14 protein-coding genes are annotated in these 14746 nt (G+C 56.4%); 2 read left to right on the top strand and 12 right to left on the bottom strand.

Annotated elements, in window-relative coordinates:
• Nucleotides 1-29: 29 nt before the first annotated feature.
• From ACR0J8_RS15115 to ACR0J8_RS15080, 8 genes are all read right to left on the bottom strand, one after another.
• The gene (locus ACR0J8_RS15115; RefSeq protein ID WP_480525913.1) at nt 30-773 is read right to left on the bottom strand and encodes an ABC transporter ATP-binding protein; all 744 of its coding nucleotides are present in this window, start codon (nt 771-773) and stop codon (nt 30-32) included.
• On the bottom strand, nt 770-1636 hold the full coding sequence (locus tag ACR0J8_RS15110; protein WP_480525912.1) for an ABC transporter ATP-binding protein: 867 nt from the start codon (nt 1634-1636) through the stop codon (nt 770-772). The genes ACR0J8_RS15115 and ACR0J8_RS15110 overlap by 4 nt, the downstream gene beginning before the upstream one ends.
• Complete coding sequence (locus ACR0J8_RS15105) at nt 1633-2547, bottom strand: ABC transporter permease (RefSeq protein ID WP_480890947.1); 915 nt, start codon at nt 2545-2547, stop codon at nt 1633-1635. Before ACR0J8_RS15105 ends, ACR0J8_RS15110 begins: the two co-directional genes overlap by 4 nt.
• A complete protein-coding gene (locus ACR0J8_RS15100; protein WP_480525908.1) occupies nt 2544-3554 on the bottom strand; it encodes an ABC transporter permease in 1011 nt (336 codons plus the stop codon). The genes ACR0J8_RS15105 and ACR0J8_RS15100 overlap by 4 nt, the downstream gene beginning before the upstream one ends.
• A gap of 44 nt (nt 3555-3598) precedes the next feature.
• Nucleotides 3599-5194 (bottom strand): ABC transporter substrate-binding protein, encoded by a 1596-nt coding sequence (locus ACR0J8_RS15095; RefSeq protein ID WP_480525907.1) that lies wholly within the window; start codon nt 5192-5194, stop codon nt 3599-3601.
• A gap of 30 nt (nt 5195-5224) precedes the next feature.
• The gene (locus ACR0J8_RS15090; RefSeq protein WP_480525905.1) at nt 5225-6277 is read right to left on the bottom strand and encodes a dipeptidase; all 1053 of its coding nucleotides are present in this window, start codon (nt 6275-6277) and stop codon (nt 5225-5227) included.
• Between the two features lie 137 nt (nt 6278-6414).
• Nucleotides 6415-7752, bottom strand: a complete 1338-nt coding sequence (locus tag ACR0J8_RS15085; RefSeq protein WP_480525903.1) for an MFS transporter — start codon at nt 7750-7752, stop codon at nt 6415-6417.
• Nucleotides 7753-7756: 4 nt separating this feature from the next.
• On the bottom strand, nt 7757-8014 hold the full coding sequence (locus ACR0J8_RS15080; protein ID WP_480525901.1) for a metal-sensing transcriptional repressor: 258 nt from the start codon (nt 8012-8014) through the stop codon (nt 7757-7759).
• A gap of 289 nt (nt 8015-8303) precedes the next feature.
• Between ACR0J8_RS15080 and ACR0J8_RS15075 the strand changes: the two genes are divergently transcribed.
• Nucleotides 8304-9818, top strand: coding sequence for a malonate--CoA ligase (locus tag ACR0J8_RS15075; protein WP_480525899.1), 1515 nt, complete (start codon nt 8304-8306; stop codon nt 9816-9818).
• 112 nt (nt 9819-9930) lie between these two features.
• Here the strand turns inward: ACR0J8_RS15075 and ACR0J8_RS15070 are convergent, their stop codons facing one another.
• The 4 genes from ACR0J8_RS15070 to ACR0J8_RS15055 form a co-directional block, all read right to left on the bottom strand.
• Nucleotides 9931-10419, bottom strand: coding sequence for a universal stress protein (locus ACR0J8_RS15070; RefSeq protein ID WP_170611758.1), 489 nt, complete (start codon nt 10417-10419; stop codon nt 9931-9933).
• Nucleotides 10420-10443: 24 nt separating this feature from the next.
• Nucleotides 10444-11784, bottom strand: a complete 1341-nt coding sequence (locus ACR0J8_RS15065; protein WP_170611756.1) for a TRAP transporter large permease — start codon at nt 11782-11784, stop codon at nt 10444-10446.
• Nucleotides 11784-12347 carry a TRAP transporter small permease gene (locus tag ACR0J8_RS15060; protein ID WP_170611754.1) on the bottom strand — a complete coding sequence of 188 codons (564 nt, stop codon included), beginning with the start codon at nt 12345-12347 and terminating at the stop codon, nt 11784-11786. The genes ACR0J8_RS15065 and ACR0J8_RS15060 overlap by 1 nt, the downstream gene beginning before the upstream one ends.
• 62 nt (nt 12348-12409) lie before the next feature.
• The gene (locus ACR0J8_RS15055) at nt 12410-13426 is read right to left on the bottom strand and encodes a TRAP transporter substrate-binding protein (protein WP_170611752.1); all 1017 of its coding nucleotides are present in this window, start codon (nt 13424-13426) and stop codon (nt 12410-12412) included.
• A 202-nt stretch (nt 13427-13628) separates the two neighbouring features.
• Between ACR0J8_RS15055 and ACR0J8_RS15050 the strand changes: the two genes are divergently transcribed.
• Nucleotides 13629-14501: a LysR family transcriptional regulator gene (locus ACR0J8_RS15050; protein WP_170806728.1), complete on the top strand. Its 873-nt coding sequence runs from the start codon at nt 13629-13631 to the stop codon at nt 14499-14501.
• Nucleotides 14502-14746 lie beyond the last annotated feature (245 nt).

The following is a 14746-nucleotide window of genomic DNA, read 5'->3' as shown; positions in this document are numbered from 1 at the left end:
TTGTGCCCGGACCGAACAAGACAGATGGCTTAGATGTAGGAATTGGCAATCAATTGCTGGGTATAGGCATGATGGGCAGATCTGCTTCGCAGTTGCTCGACGCTCAGATGCTCGACGATTTGGCCGGCGTTCATCACGGCAATGTGGTCACACAAATGCCCGACAACCGCCAGATCATGGCTGACCATAAGATATGTCAGGGATCGCTCGGCGCGTATGTCGGTCAACAGGTTGAGAATCTCGGCCTGAATTGAAACGTCCAGCGCGCTGGTCGGCTCGTCCAGCAAAAGCACATCCGGCTCGGCCGCCAGCGCCCGTGCAATTGCAACCCTTTGGCGTTGGCCGCCTGACAGCTGATGCGGATACCGAAAACGAAACCTTTGGCCCAGATCCACATTGGCCAGAAGATCCTCGATCCGGCGGTCAATGTCGGTCATGCCGTGTAGACGCAAGGTTTCAGACAGAACCTGATCGACGGTCTGGCGGGGGTGAAGCGAGGCATAGGGGTCCTGAAAGACCATTTGAACCGTCTGATAGAACTCGCGCGAGCGATGTCGGCCCAGTTCGGCACCGTTGACATGCATTCTGCCGGACCAGCCGGGTACAAGGCCGGACAGCGCCCGCAATATTGTCGACTTGCCCGAACCGCTTTCGCCGACAAGGCCCAGGCTCTGCCCCTGAGCAACAGAAAGCGAGGCGCTGCGCACGGCGTCCACCCGATCCCTTCCCGTTCCGAACCAGACGTTCAGATTGTGTATGTCGATCATGCTCATGGCTTGACCTGTCCGCTGACCGAAGGCGCATCGGCCCAGGCTTCGTCCCTGTTCAGAACCGCAAGCCTTTCATGCGGCTCATCCAGACGGGGCAAGGCATTCAGAAGTCCCTGAGTATATGGGTGTTTGGCCTCAGACAGCTTGTCGGCATCACAGACTTCGACAATGCGCCCCGCAAACATGATCAGCACCCTGTCGCAGAATTCGGCCACCAGGTTCAGATCATGGCTGATAAAGATCAGCCCCATTCCACGCTCGCGCACCAGATCGTCCATGATATTCAACACCTGACGCTGGACCGAAACATCCAGCGCGCTCGTCGGTTCGTCGGCAATCAGGATCTCGGGATTTGCGGCCAGCATCATGGCGATCATGATCCTTTGCCCCATGCCGCCGGACATCTCGTGCGGATAAGCACGCAGTACCCTTTCCGGGTCTCGGATTGCAACGGCGTCCAGCATTTCCAGACTGCGCGTTCGGGCAGTGGAATGCCCGGCGCCGGTGGATTGGTGATAGGCCTCGATCATCTGCGCACCGATGGTCATCACGGGGTTCAGGCTGAACTTGGGATCCTGCATGACCATGGAAATCTTGCTGCCGCGAACAGCGCGCATCTTGGGTTCGGACAACCTCAGCAGGTCAACGTCGTGCAGCTTGATATGGTCCGCCTCGACAAGACCCGGGCTGCGCACCAGGCGCAGGATTGCCCGCCCGGTCATGGACTTCCCGGATCCGCTTTCGCCGACGATCCCCAGTCTTTCCCGCCCAAGGCTGAAACTGACCCCGCGCACTGCGTCGAACACGCCCCTGCGGGACGGAAACCGAACCCAGAGGTTCTGCACATCCAGCAACTGTTCGCTCATCCTTGGCCCCCTTGTTTGGGGTCAAGAATGTCACGCAATCCGTCGCCCAGCAGATTGAAGGCAAGCGACACGGTGAATATCGCCAGCCCCGGCATGGTGGCGACCCACCAGTGATCCAGGATGAAACGGCGCCCCTCGGAAATCATCGCACCCCATTCCGGGCTGGGCGGTTGCGCGCCGAGACCCAGAAATCCAAGACCGGCCGCCGCAAGAATGATCCCTGCCATATCCAGCGTGACCCGAACGATGAGTGAACTGATGCACAACGGCCAGATGTGGCGCGTGATGATCCGGAACGGACCGGCCCCTTGCAACCTTATGGCGCTGATATAGTCCTGCGATCTGATCGTCAGCGTCTCGGCCCGAGCCAACCGTGCATAGGGCGGCCAGGCAGTGAGCGATATTGCTAGTACCGCATTCTCGATACCTGCACCTAGCCCCGCCACAAAGGCCAGTGCCAGAACCAGCCGGGGAAAGGCCAGAAAGATGTCGGTAATCCGCATCAGGACAAGGTCGGCGATTCCGCCGACATATCCTGCCACGGTGCCAACCAGAAGCCCTAAAACCGGCGCTATAAGAGCGACAAGTGCCACGATGTAAAGCGTTATTCTAGCACCGAAAATCAGGCGGCTGAGGATATCGCGCCCGAGGCTGTCCGTCCCCAACAGATGTCCTTCTGTCCCAAGCGGAAGCAGACGTTTGCCAAGGTCCTGAACATACGGATCATGCGGTGCCAGAAGTGGCGCGAACAGGGCGGTCAGTACCAGCGCCACAATGATGACCAAACCGATCATGGCCATGACATTGCCGCGCAACGTGAGCCATCCGTTATATATGGAGGCGAGGCGAGCCTGTACCCTGCTTTCCGGTTCTTCCGAGAGAAGCCATTGTCGTAGCGTTTGAGTGGTCATTTGGCCCTCGGGTCCAGAACTTTGTAAAGCAGATCGCTTGCGACGTTCAGCAATATGAAGCAGAAACCGACAACCACGGTTCCACCCAGAACGGCATTCATGTCCGCACTCAGAAGCGCCGTGGTGATATAGCTGCCGATGCCGGGCCAACTGAAGATGATTTCGGTCAGCACGGACCCTTCCAGCAATCCCGCATAAGACAGGGCTATGACGGTGATCAGCTGCACACGGATGTTGCGGAAGGCGTGACGCCAGATAACGATACGTTCGGGCAATCCTTTTACACGGGCGGTCAGGATGTATTCTGCGCTGAGTTGCTCCAGCATGAAACTGCGGGTCATGCGGCTGATATAGGCCAGCGAATAATAACCCAGCAGCAGCGCGGGCAGGATAATATGGCTGACGGCATTCCAGAAGACCGTCATGTCGCCGGCAATCAGGCTGTCGACAAGGATCATACCCGTACGCGTCGGCACGATGTCCTCGTAGAAAATATCCAGGCGCCCCGGGCCACCGACCCATCGCAACTTGCCGTAGAATATCATCAATCCCATCAAGCCCAGCCAGAAGATCGGCATTGAGTATCCCACCAACGCGATGAAGCGGGCGATCTGATCGATCCAGCTACCCCGGTTGACGGCCGCGACAATGCCCAGCGGCACGCCGACCAGAATACCCGCCAGAACACCCAGGGTGGCCAGTTCCAGAGTTGCGGGAAAAACCCGCTTAATATCTTCAATCACTGGGCGCGCGTTAAGGTAGGAAATTCCAAAATCCAGCCGGGCGACGTCGGAAAGGTAATACCAGAACTGGACAAGCAAAGGCTTATCCAGCCCGAGCATTTCATAAGTTTCCTGATAAACTTCCTGCGTGGCGCGTTCACCCACTATCGCAATCACCGGGTCGACCGGCATCACCCTTCCGATGATGAAGGTCACAAATAACAATCCCAGCATCGTCACCAGAATCGATCCGATCGTCAGAACGGTTGTTTTTAAGACGTGCATGAGAGGCGCGAGCCCGCGCCTCTCGGAATTTGTCATGTCGCTCATTACTTGGTTACGACGAAATAACCGGCTTCGGACACCGCACCGCCAAGGTTCCAGTTGGTGACGTTACCGCCGATCCCGGATCTCTCAGTCCTTTGGAACATGATTGCAAAGGGCGAAGTCTGGCGGAATATGGCCTGGATTTCCTCGTACATCTCGGCCCGTTTTGCCGTGTCGGGTTCAATCTTGGCCGCATCGGTCATTGCCGTCAGTTCCCCGGGGTTCCAAGAATTGCGCCAAGCAAGAATCCCGGTGGCCTTTGCTTCGTCCGAATTGTCAGGATTCCAGGCAAAGGTTCCGGCATTGGTCTGCGGATCGGGGTAATCCGGCCCCCAAGCGCCAAGATAGGCGTCCAGTTCACGGGCGCGATACCGGGTCAGCACCTGCTTGGCGGTCCCCACAGTGATCTTCATGGTGATCCCGGCCTCGGCCAGCGTGTTCTGGATGGACTGTGCGATCTCGATACGTTCCTGCGCCTCGCGCACACCGACTTCGAACTCAAACCCCGAAATACCCGCCTCGGCCAGCAATGCCTTGGCTTTTTCCGGATCATAGCTGAACGGATTGTCGTCGACCGATCCCATGTAGGTTGCCGGCAGGAAGTTCTGGTGAACCGCCCAGTCACCCTTGAGGAAACTATCGGCCATCGCTTCATAATCGATCAGGTACTTTATGGCCTCCATGACCTTTGGGTTCGACAGTTCGGGGTGTTTCTGGCTCAGCGAGAAATACATGATCTGACCGCTCAGGGCCGCGTACATGTCCAGATCGGCGTTCGACTCGACCGCGGCCATGTCTTCAGGGTTCAGGTTGCGTGCGATGTCGATATCGCCTGCCTCCAGCAACAGCCGCTGCGACGCGCTTTCCTGCACATGGCGGGTGATGACGCGTTCCATGGCAGGGGCACCGCCATAATAATCAGGGTTGGACTGCAGCGAATAGCTTTCATTCGGTTTCCAGCCTGTCAGCATGTAGGGACCGGAACCCGCCGAGTTTGTCGCCAGCCAGGTGTTGCCCATGTCGCCATCCACGGCGTTGGCTTCGACGGTCTTCATATCGACGATAGCGCCGACACCGGCTGTCAGGCAGTTCAGCACAAAGGATGTCGCGTATTTCTTGTCCGTGGTAATCAGCAGCTTGCCATCTTCCACGCGGATCATTTGATCAACATTTTCAGGGGTGAAACCGAACTGAGTGAGGATGAAGGCCGGTGTCTTGTTCAGCTTGATGACACGGCGCAGCGAGTACGCCGCATCTTCCGCCGTCACCGGGTTGCCGGAGTGAAACTTGACGCCCTCGCGCATCGTAAAAGTGATCGTCTTTCCGTCCTCGGACACGTCCCATTTGGTCGCAAGATCCGGCTGATACCCGGCGTCCAGATCAAGCGGATCGTAATTGACCAGCTTGCCATAAATGTTGCGCGTCATCTCCATGCCGGTGAATTCAAACGACTGTGCCGGATCGGCTGTCGTGATGTCATCGATACGCATCGCCATGACCAGCATGTTGGGCGGCGTTTCGGCAAACGCGGCCGGTGCACCCACAGCCAGTGTCGCCGCAAAAGCTGCGGTGCCGACAAGTTTGGAAAATAACTTCATAGTCTAACTCCCTGTTGATTATGCTCGGGTCTACCCGCCCCAGGTGTCGGTCAGCACGCGCAGCCAGTTTCCGTTGGCTATCTTCGTGATCCGATCTTGTGTGTATCCATGGACCTCCATCGCGTTCAGCAATGCAGGCAGCTTTTCTGCGCCGTCGAGGGCATTGGGCACCGTGGCGCCGTCATAGTCCGAGCCCAGGGCCACACTGTCTTCGCCCATAACGTTAATCATATGATCGATATGGGCCAGAACCTGATCCAACGGCACATCCGGGTCGCGACGACCGTCTGCGCGCAGGAACTGGGCCGCGTAATTTATCCCCACGACACCGCCCTTTTCGCCGATTGCGCGCAGTTGCGCGTCGGTCAGGTTCCTGGAATTTGCGCAAATGGCATGGGCACAGGAATGTGTGGCCACCAGCGGCGCATCCGACGTTTCGGCGACATCCCAAAACCCCGCTTCGGTGATATGCGACAGGTCCACAAGAACACCAAGCGTGTTGCACCGTGCGACCAGCGACCTTCCCGCTTCGGTCAGTCCACCACCGGTATCGGGTGATCCGGGAAAGCGGAACGGAACGCCGTCGCAAAAGATGTTGTTGCGGCTCCAGACCGGGCCTAACGACCTGAGGCCAGCCGCATAGAACAGGTCGAGCGCTTTCAGGTCCGGATCAATCGCCTCGGCCCCTTCCATATGCATGATTGCGCCGATTTCGCCGGACTCGCAGGTTAGGCGCAACTCCGCCGCGTTCTTGCAAATGCGCAGCGCCCCGCGTTGCTCAAGCTGAACAAGACTGCTTGCCAATGCAACCGATCGTCTCATCGCCGCATCTTGTGGCAATTCGGGTGGCAACGGCACGTCATAGGTCGCTCCGGCCATCAGGCCATCATAGTCGATCGTATCGTTTTCGGATGGCCCCCAAATGGCGAAGAAACCGCCCAGCAATCCGCCGGCCTTCATTCTTGGACGATCAAGATGCCAGTCCCCGTTTCCGGAACAAAAAAGCGCAAGAGGATCCAAGGCATTCGAACCGGCAATTTTGCTTAAAACGTCATTGTGCCCGTCAATGGCGAATGGCGGCATCTCGAAAACCCTGGACTACGTGTTCTGAGCATGGTTCCGCTGGTTAGTATCAATTTGCAACAAAAAAATCCAAAACTCCGGAAATGTCTTTCGGAGGGATTGCAATAAAATGAATGCCTTCTGGGGACGCCAACAGGTTATAGGGCGGTTTTTGCCTTTGTCTGCCCATCAGCCCTCGGATGCAGATCATCAATAATGATTACGTGCTGATGAGGCTCATCGCCCTGTAGATGTGGGTGATCCTGCGGCAAATCCGGGTGGTCGTGACGGACAGGTCGGCCGTCATCGGCCGGCCATAGTCGCACGGCAGCCAGAAGACCGAACAATGCCAGAGCAGACAGCGAGACCATGGCGACAACGGTGCCGAACACGGTGATCAGCCAGCCCGACGCAGGGTAGAAGACCAACCAGCAGGCGTGAGACAAAGTGAATTGGGCTGCAAAGATTGCCGGACGGTCTTCGGGATGCGCCGACCGTGTAAGCAGCCGCCCTGTCGGCGTCAGTATCGCGGAATATCCCGCACCAACAAGAAGCCAGCCGACCATCAGAGCGGTTTGTGACAGCGGCGTTGCCAATGATGTCAGCGCCAACGTGAACAGGGTCAGAATGCTCAGCACCGCCCCTGACAGCATCACCTTTCGGTCGGGCACGCTGTTCAACAGGCGCGGAAGGGTCAATGCGGTCAGCATGGAACCTGCCCCGAACGCCGCCAAGACAACCGCGACAGCACTTTCCGACAGGCCCAGATCCCCACGCACGATGACAACGGTGTTGACGATGACCATCGCGCCGGTGGCCGAGGCGACCCAGTTCAGCGCCAGCAAGCCGCGCAGGCGCGGCGTTCTGAGATATAGCCGCATCCCGCGCGTTGTCCGATCGTAAATGCCGCGCGGCTTTGCCGGCTTTGGCGACGGCAGAAGCACCGAGACGACCAGAAGCGCCGATGCGACAAACCCGATTCCGGTACCCCAGAAAAGGTTGTCAAAGCTCATCACGGTCAATAGCGCCGCCGCCAGCATCGGGCTCAGCAGGCTTTCCATGTCAAACGCAAGACGGGACAGCGACAGCGCCTTGGTATAGTCTTCTTCATCAGGAAGAACGTCGGGGATCGTGGCCTGAAAGGCGGGTGTGAACCCGGCCGATGCCGATTGCAGGACAAAGATCAGAACGTAGACCTGCCAGACCTCTGATACAAATGGAAGGGTCATGGCAACCGCGGCCCGGATCAGGTCGAGGACCACCAGCATTCGTCTCCGATCGACGCGCTCGGCAAATGCCGCCGCAATCGGAGCGATCGTGACATAGGCCACCATTTTGATGGTCAGTGCGGTTCCCAACACCAGAGCCGCCGATTCCCCTGCCAGCTGAAAGGCAAGCAGGCCAAGCGCAACAGTGGCAAGACCTGTGCCTGAAAGCGCCACGATCTGGGCGAAGAAAAGATGGCGATAGGTGCGATTTCTAAGAACTGAAAGCATCGGATTACAGGTACTTGCTGATTGTTTTCAACTCTTCCACGGCCCCTACCGGATCGTCGCCGCCCGTCAGACAATGATCGATATGATCATGGATCAAAGCGCGTTTGGCGTTTGTGATCGCTTTCTCGACCGCGTGCAATTGTTGGGCGATGTCGGAACAAGGTTGCTGCAGCTCCAGCATCGAAACCACTTTGGACAGATGCCCTTCGGCCCTTTTCAGTCGCGCAATGATTGCCGGGTGGGTTGAGTGGATGTGTGTCATGTGGCGAACCTTATCCTCCCCCGGGGGATATCGTCAATCGATCTGCCTTTCTTGTCGAACGGGTCCCGATACTTCGGCAAATGGCCACCGTCGGAACAGTTGCGGGCCGTCGAACAACTTCATCTCCGCTGTTGAATGCCCGCCTTATGGCTTCTTATGGCTCTGTCCCTGATGACACGTGAGCCCACCTGAAACGCGGCCCAAAATCCCGCGCTGCTCCACTATTTTCGTTGAGCTAGAATTTCTCAGCCGATAAGTCTCTTGCATCGCGAATACAAAGGTCAGTTTCTTGGCAAACCCACTCTATGACAGCCTGTTCGGAATTCATGCGGACAAAGATACACCGTTCCTGCATCTTGCGGATGGCAGGGTGGTTTCTTATCGGCACTTTCTGAATACAGCGGCGCAGATCGCGAATGTCACTGCGCGGATGGGGTTGCAACCCGGTGATCGGGTCGCGGTGCAGGTCGAAAAAACGCCCGAGGCGCTTGCCCTTTACGCAGCCTGTGTTCAGGCCGGGTTGGTGTTTTTGCCACTCAATACGGCCTACACGGTCGAGGAACTGACCTATTTCATCGAAAACAGCGGCGCATCTCTGGTCGTATGTGACAAACAGAACGAGGACCAACTGAAGTCTGTCAGTACTCCGATGGGGGCCAGCGTTTCAACCCTCAATGCCGATGGCGGTGGTACATTGATGGAACAGGCCGCCGCCATGCCGGTAAACTTTAAAACTGTGGATCGTACAGGAGACGACCTGGCGGTCTTTCTGTACACCTCCGGCACAACTGGCCGGTCCAAGGGGGCCATGCTGACGCAGAACAACCTGCTGTCCAATGCCCGGACGCTGGCAAAGGAATGGCGGTTCTCGCCTGACGACGTGTTGATGCACGCGCTGCCGATCTTTCACGCTCACGGGTTGTTCGTGGCGACCAATGTCTCTCTGATCGCTGGCAGCCGTATGGTGTTCCTGCCCAAGTTCGATCTGGACAACATCATCACACTGATGCCGACGACCACGGCGATGATGGGTGTTCCGACTTTCTACACGCGACTGCTGAATGACCCGCGTTTCACGAAGGAATTGACCGCACATATGCGCCTGTTCGTCTCAGGATCGGCCCCGCTGCTTGCCGATACGCACGTTCAGTTCGAGAACCGCACAGGCCATCGCATTCTCGAACGCTATGGCATGACTGAAACCGGCATGAATACGTCCAACCCTTATGACGGTGAACGGCGGGCAGGAACAGTGGGATTCCCACTTCCGGGGGTCGAGCTTAAGGTATGTGACGCAGAAGGCAGTCCGTTGCCCCAGGGCGAGATCGGCGTGATCGAGGTGCGCGGCCCCAACGTGTTTTGCGGATACTGGCAGATGCCGGAAAAAACTGCCGCCGAGTTGCGAGAGGATGGATTCTTCATCACCGGCGATCTGGGGCGGATAGACGAAGACGGTTATGTCCACATTGTCGGGCGCAACAAGGATCTGATCATTTCGGGAGGCTACAACGTCTATCCAAAAGAGGTTGAACTGGCGCTGGACGACCAGCCGGGTGTTCTGGAAAGCGCAGTCATCGGCGTGCCACACCCGGATTTCGGTGAAACCGTGGTCGGTGTGATTGTTGCGGAACCGGACGCGCACCCCGATCTGGAAGCGATACAGGCCGCGTTCAGCAGCGGTCTGGCCCGCTACAAACACCCACGAAAACTGATCCAACTGGATGAGTTGCCGCGCAATACGATGGGCAAAGTCCAGAAGAACGCGCTACGCGCGCAATTCAAAGACCTGTTCGCGGGCTTGTGACACGATCACCCCGCAGAGCCCTAGGGGCCTTCGCGTACCATCGGCAGAACCTCAACCCAACCGCTGTGAAAAGAAGATTCTGAGGTCTTCAAGATGAGTCTGAACACCCCTATCAGGTGATGTTGGGCACCACCATCGTTGGAATTGTCGAGCGTCTCAACACCCGTTTGACGACCGTCCCGATAAAGGTGTGTCCGGTGCCCTGCTCGTGCGTGCCCATGACAATCAGGCCGCAATCCAGCTCGCGCGCGCGTTGCAGGATGGACTCGGCGGGATGCCCGTCAACCAGCTCCACCGAGGCGACAGACGCGTAAGCCTCCTTTCCTTCTTCGGTCAGGGTTTTCACGAATTTCTGCTGGTTCTCTTTCAGCAGTTCCTTCACCGAAGCGTGGCGGTCCCGGATCGCTTTTTTGCGCGATGCATCATCCTGAATGAACATTCGCATCGTCACGATGGCGTCCTGTGTCAGAGGCTCGGTCACGTGCAAAACATGGACTTTCGCCCCATGGGCGCGCGCCATGCTCAGGGCATGGCGCAACGCATTGTTGGCGTTTTCGGACAGATCCGTTGCGAACAGGATGTCTTTGATCTGAGGTAACATTGTTCAGTTCCTTTCTGTCCGCACTCAATACCCAAGCGCCCGCGGCAGCCATAGCGAGATTTCGGGAAAGAACGCTATGATGAAGATGGCGACCGTATTGATGAAGGCGAACGGCAGCGCTGCAACGGAAATCTTCTCGATTGATATATTGGATATACCAGATGCGATGAAAAGGTTTTCGCCCAATGGTGGGGTTTGGAAACCGATGCCCAGCGTACACACCATCACGACACCAAAGTGGATTGGGTCGATGCCGACGCTGTAGGCCACAGGCAGCATCACCGGAACCAGGATCAGAATGGTTGCCAGCGTTTCCATGAACATGCCCACAAACAGCAGGAACAGGATGACCAGCGTCCAGATCACATAGATGTTGCTTGTGACAGACAGCATGCCTTCGGCGATCAGCGCGGGGATCTGGTTTTCGACCAGAAGCCGGCCAAACACCGTTGCCGTGAACATGATCAGCAACACGCGCCCCGTCAGCCATGTGGTGGTTTCAAGCGAGGTGAACAGCTTTTCCCAGCTGAGTTCGCGGTAGATGAATGCGCCCACAACCAGAGTGTAGAAGATCGCAACGATCGCCGCCTCGGTCGGGGTGAAGAAGCCCGAATAGATGCCGCCCAGGATCACCACCGGAGCCATCAGGGCCCAGAAGCCGCGATACATCTCGCACCAGATATGGCGCATGGACCAGCCCTCGGTCGTACCCTTATAGCCGCTCTTTTTGGCCAGGATGTAGTTCATCAGCAAAAGGCTGCCAGCGATTACGAACGCGGGCATGAAACCGGCGATGAACAGTTTCGGGATGGATACCGTCTGGAAGGTGCCATGTTCGGCAACAGCTTCTGGCGGGGCGGGCATGCCGAGCGCGGCAATGCCGAAGATGATCAGCGGGATGGACGGCGGAATGACAATCCCCAGCCCTCCGGACGATGCAGTGATCGCCGAAGCATAGTTGCGTCCGTATCCCCTATCAATCATGGCCGGGATCATCAGCATGCCGACGGCGGCAGTTGTCGCCGGGCCTGAACCCGAAATCGCGCCGAAGAACAGGCAGGCAAAAACAGTTGCCGCCGACATACCGCCGGTGAAGGGACCAGCAAAGCTTTCGGCAACATTGATCAGTCGCCGTGACAGGCCCGAGGCTTCCATTAATGCGCCCGCCAGAATAAACGCCGGCAGGGCCATGAGCGGGAATGAACCCACGGACGTAAAGGCGATTTGGACAAATTTGATCGGATTCTCATCCAGGACGAGAAAGGTGATCATCGTCGAAACGCCAAGCGCGACCGTTATCGGCGCGCCGATGAACAGCAGCAACAGGAAGCCGCCGAACAGGATATATACGATTTCACTGCCCATTATTTTGCCTCCCCAATGTCAGTGTGGTCCACGTCAGCGCCCAGGTCTGCGCGGACTTCTTCCAGATCAATCGCGTCAGGATCACGCAGATCTTCGTCCAGAATGATTTTCTTGTAGTTCACCTGAAGGATACGAATGGTCATCAGGGTGAAGGTGATCGGCAAAACGATGTAGACCCAGCTTAGATGGAACCCCAGGGTCTGGGATGACTGGAACCGGTTCATACGGTTGAAGATGAAGTCGATCGCCAGGTAGACGAAGTAGACATTGAAGCAGATCCAGAACAGATCCGCGAAAGCCTCGATATATTTGATCGCGCGAGGGGGCAGAAACTTGAACTGAAAAGTGACGCGGTTATGCGCACCCATCTTGGCCGCATAGCTGGCACCGAAAAACACGAACCAAACGAACATGTAGACGGACAGCTCTTCAACCCACGAAAAAGAAAAGTTGAATACCGTCCTTACGACCACCTGCAAAAACAAAAGACATACAAAGACTGCCAGAAGAAACCGACAGATGTAGCTTTCTATGTTGTCGACTATTCCCCAGAAGTTTTTCATCGGTCCCTCTCCCTCAGAATGGAAAGCGCCGGTCAGGCGCTTTCCTTTGTTTTATACTATTTTCATTCCGAAACGGGGTCGCGGCCGATGGCGGCCAGAACGGCGTTCAGCTTTTCAACACCACCGATGCTTTCATAGAACTTCGGCCAGACCGCTGTGGTTGCCAGTTCGATGAACTCTGCCTCGTCGTTTTCGGGAACATGGATTTCCATGCCCTTTTCGACCAGCAACGCTTTGATCTCGGCTTCCTTGTCGCGCAGGAATTGGGCCGAGGCCTGGGTTGCATACTGCCCGGCTTCCAGTACGGCAGCCTGATCTTCGGCCGACAGACCCTGGAAGACCTGCTCGGAAATGATCAGAGGCTCGATCGAGAAGATGTAACGGATTTCAGTCACATAGTCCTGAACTTCGTAGAACTTCATCGCGTTGATCGTGGTGTAGGGGTTGTCCTGACCATCAACAACCTTGGTTTGCAGACCGGCAAAAGTTTCCGACCAGGCCATCGGTGTCGGGCTGATGCCCCACGCCTTATAGGTGTCGATCATGATCTCGTTCTTGGGAACGCGGATAACCAGACCTTCCAGATCCGCAACCGATTTCACCGGCTTCTTGGAGTTCGTCAGAACGCGGAAACCTGTATAGGTCCAGGCAATGATGCGCACACCGGCGTCATTGATCGTGTTTTCGGTCAGTTCCTGGCCAATGGGGCCCTGGGTCAGGGTTTCGGCGTCCTCCAGGCTGAGGATGACGTAGGGCAGCGTGAACACACCTACAGTCGGCGAGAACGGCGTGACGTTGTTGATCGCCAGCAGCGACATGTCCAGCGTGCCGATTGCTGCTTCGTTCACGGTGTCCTGTTCGGACCCGAGCTGGCCGTTCAGAAACAGAGTTGCGGTGTGATTGCCACCCGACAGCTCCTCGAGTTTTTCCTTGAAGGCAAGGCCGGTTGCCTCCTGGCTGGAACCGCCGCTGTCGCCCACGGCGATCTTGAAGTTCTTCGCCATGGCCGGCGCGGCAAAGGTCGCGGCGGCGAACGTGGCAGCCAACGCGACAGATGAGAATGATTTGATGAGTTTCATAAGTCCTCCACCTTATTTGTGACGATGGCATCGCATTCCTACGCCTGTGAGTATGGCGCAAACTGGAGTCACCGGTGGGCGAGTTATAAGTTGCAAAAACCGTTGAGGTAATACAAAGTAATCTACGTAAAGTTCGACAAAAGGAAACATTTCAATTCCAAAGAAACTCGCTATTACGCGCATCTCGGATGTGGACATTCGCTTGCTGCAGATTTTTCGTACTGTGGTTGCCTGCGGAGGGTTCACCGCCGCCGAGTTTGAGCTCAACATCGGGCGTTCAACTATCAGCAAACACATCTCGGATCTCGAAACCCGCCTGAACCTGAAACTATGCCATCGCGGGCCCGCCGGGTTCTCGCTGACATCCGACGGCCAGCATGTCCTGAAGTCCGCAGACAGCCTGTTTGCCTCAATCGACAGATTTCAGAACATTATCGGTGAGGTTCGCGCCGAAATGGCGGGAAAGTTGAAGATTGCAATCTTTGACCGGTCTTCCTCCAACCCGGATGCCGAAATGTCCGAAGCAATTCGCCTGTTCCGAAACCGGGCGCCGGGCGTCACGCTCGATATTTCGGTCGAACCGCCCAACGTGATCGAAGAAGGTGTCATAAACGGTCGCTTCAATCTGGGCATCGTCCCCTTGCACCGCCAATCGCCGATGTTGAACTATTCGCCCCTGTATACCGAAGACATGCGCCTGTTTTGCGGCCGGAATCACGAGCTGTTTCAGCGTGCAGAAACCGAGTTCAAGTTAAGTGAACTTCGAAAGTACACCTATGCGGGCCTGAGCTTTAACTCACCCAACATGTCGATCCATCAAAAACTGAAACTGAGAAAGTCCGCCTTTGTCCAAAGCGAAGAAGCGTTGGCACTTCTGATCCTTTCCGGTTGCTATCTGGGCTTCTTGCCGACCCATCAGGCACAGCCGTTCGTGGAAGCTGGTCAAGTCCGGGAGGTCAGATGCGAAGCTGCGGAATATATTTCAAGCATGGCCGCAATCGTGCGCAAAAGCGCTTCGCAAGGGCGCAGGTTGAACGTGTTTCTTGAATGCCTGAAAGACGCTCATGACAGGTAGGCTATGAAATGCCGGTCCAGCTACTTTATTCGACCATCCAAAGTTAGCGGGATTGGATTCTTCACCATTGAAAGCACGGTGCCCGATTGGTTGGAGCAAGCAGTGTGTCAACCTGTTCAAGGCTCAGGACGCTGAAATAATTTTATTTCGTTTCCGCCATGGCTGGCGAAACTTCATGACAAGGCCAGCCCAATAAGTTAAGTGTTCCCTAAAGACCAAAATACAATTTCCCGGTGAACTTTGTG

This window comes from Ruegeria sp. N11 (assembly GCF_056531525.1).
The sequence above is the reverse complement of the archived record's forward strand: the minus strand, read 5'-3'. Positions and strand labels throughout refer to the sequence as shown.

Coding starts and splice junctions, on each gene's coding strand:
- ACR0J8_RS15110 (WP_480525912.1), bottom strand. CDS start 1,636: ATGAGCGAACAGTTGCTGGATGTGCAGAACCTCTGGGTTCGGTTTCCG.
- ACR0J8_RS15095 (WP_480525907.1), bottom strand. CDS start 5,194: ATGAAGTTATTTTCCAAACTTGTCGGCACCGCAGCTTTTGCGGCGACA.
- ACR0J8_RS15055 (WP_170611752.1), bottom strand. CDS start 13,426: ATGAAACTCATCAAATCATTCTCATCTGTCGCGTTGGCTGCCACGTTC.
- ACR0J8_RS15105 (WP_480890947.1), bottom strand. CDS start 2,547: ATGACCACTCAAACGCTACGACAATGGCTTCTCTCGGAAGAACCGGAA.
- ACR0J8_RS15085 (WP_480525903.1), bottom strand. CDS start 7,752: ATGCTTTCAGTTCTTAGAAATCGCACCTATCGCCATCTTTTCTTCGCC.
- ACR0J8_RS15115 (WP_480525913.1), bottom strand. CDS start 773: ATGAGCATGATCGACATACACAATCTGAACGTCTGGTTCGGAACGGGA.
- ACR0J8_RS15060 (WP_170611754.1), bottom strand. CDS start 12,347: ATGAAAAACTTCTGGGGAATAGTCGACAACATAGAAAGCTACATCTGT.
- ACR0J8_RS15080 (WP_480525901.1), bottom strand. CDS start 8,014: ATGACACACATCCACTCAACCCACCCGGCAATCATTGCGCGACTGAAA.
- ACR0J8_RS15070 (WP_170611758.1), bottom strand. CDS start 10,419: ATGTTACCTCAGATCAAAGACATCCTGTTCGCAACGGATCTGTCCGAA.
- ACR0J8_RS15100 (WP_480525908.1), bottom strand. CDS start 3,554: ATGCACGTCTTAAAAACAACCGTTCTGACGATCGGATCGATTCTGGTG.
- ACR0J8_RS15090 (WP_480525905.1), bottom strand. CDS start 6,277: ATGCCGCCATTCGCCATTGACGGGCACAATGACGTTTTAAGCAAAATT.
- ACR0J8_RS15065 (WP_170611756.1), bottom strand. CDS start 11,784: ATGGGCAGTGAAATCGTATATATCCTGTTCGGCGGCTTCCTGTTGCTG.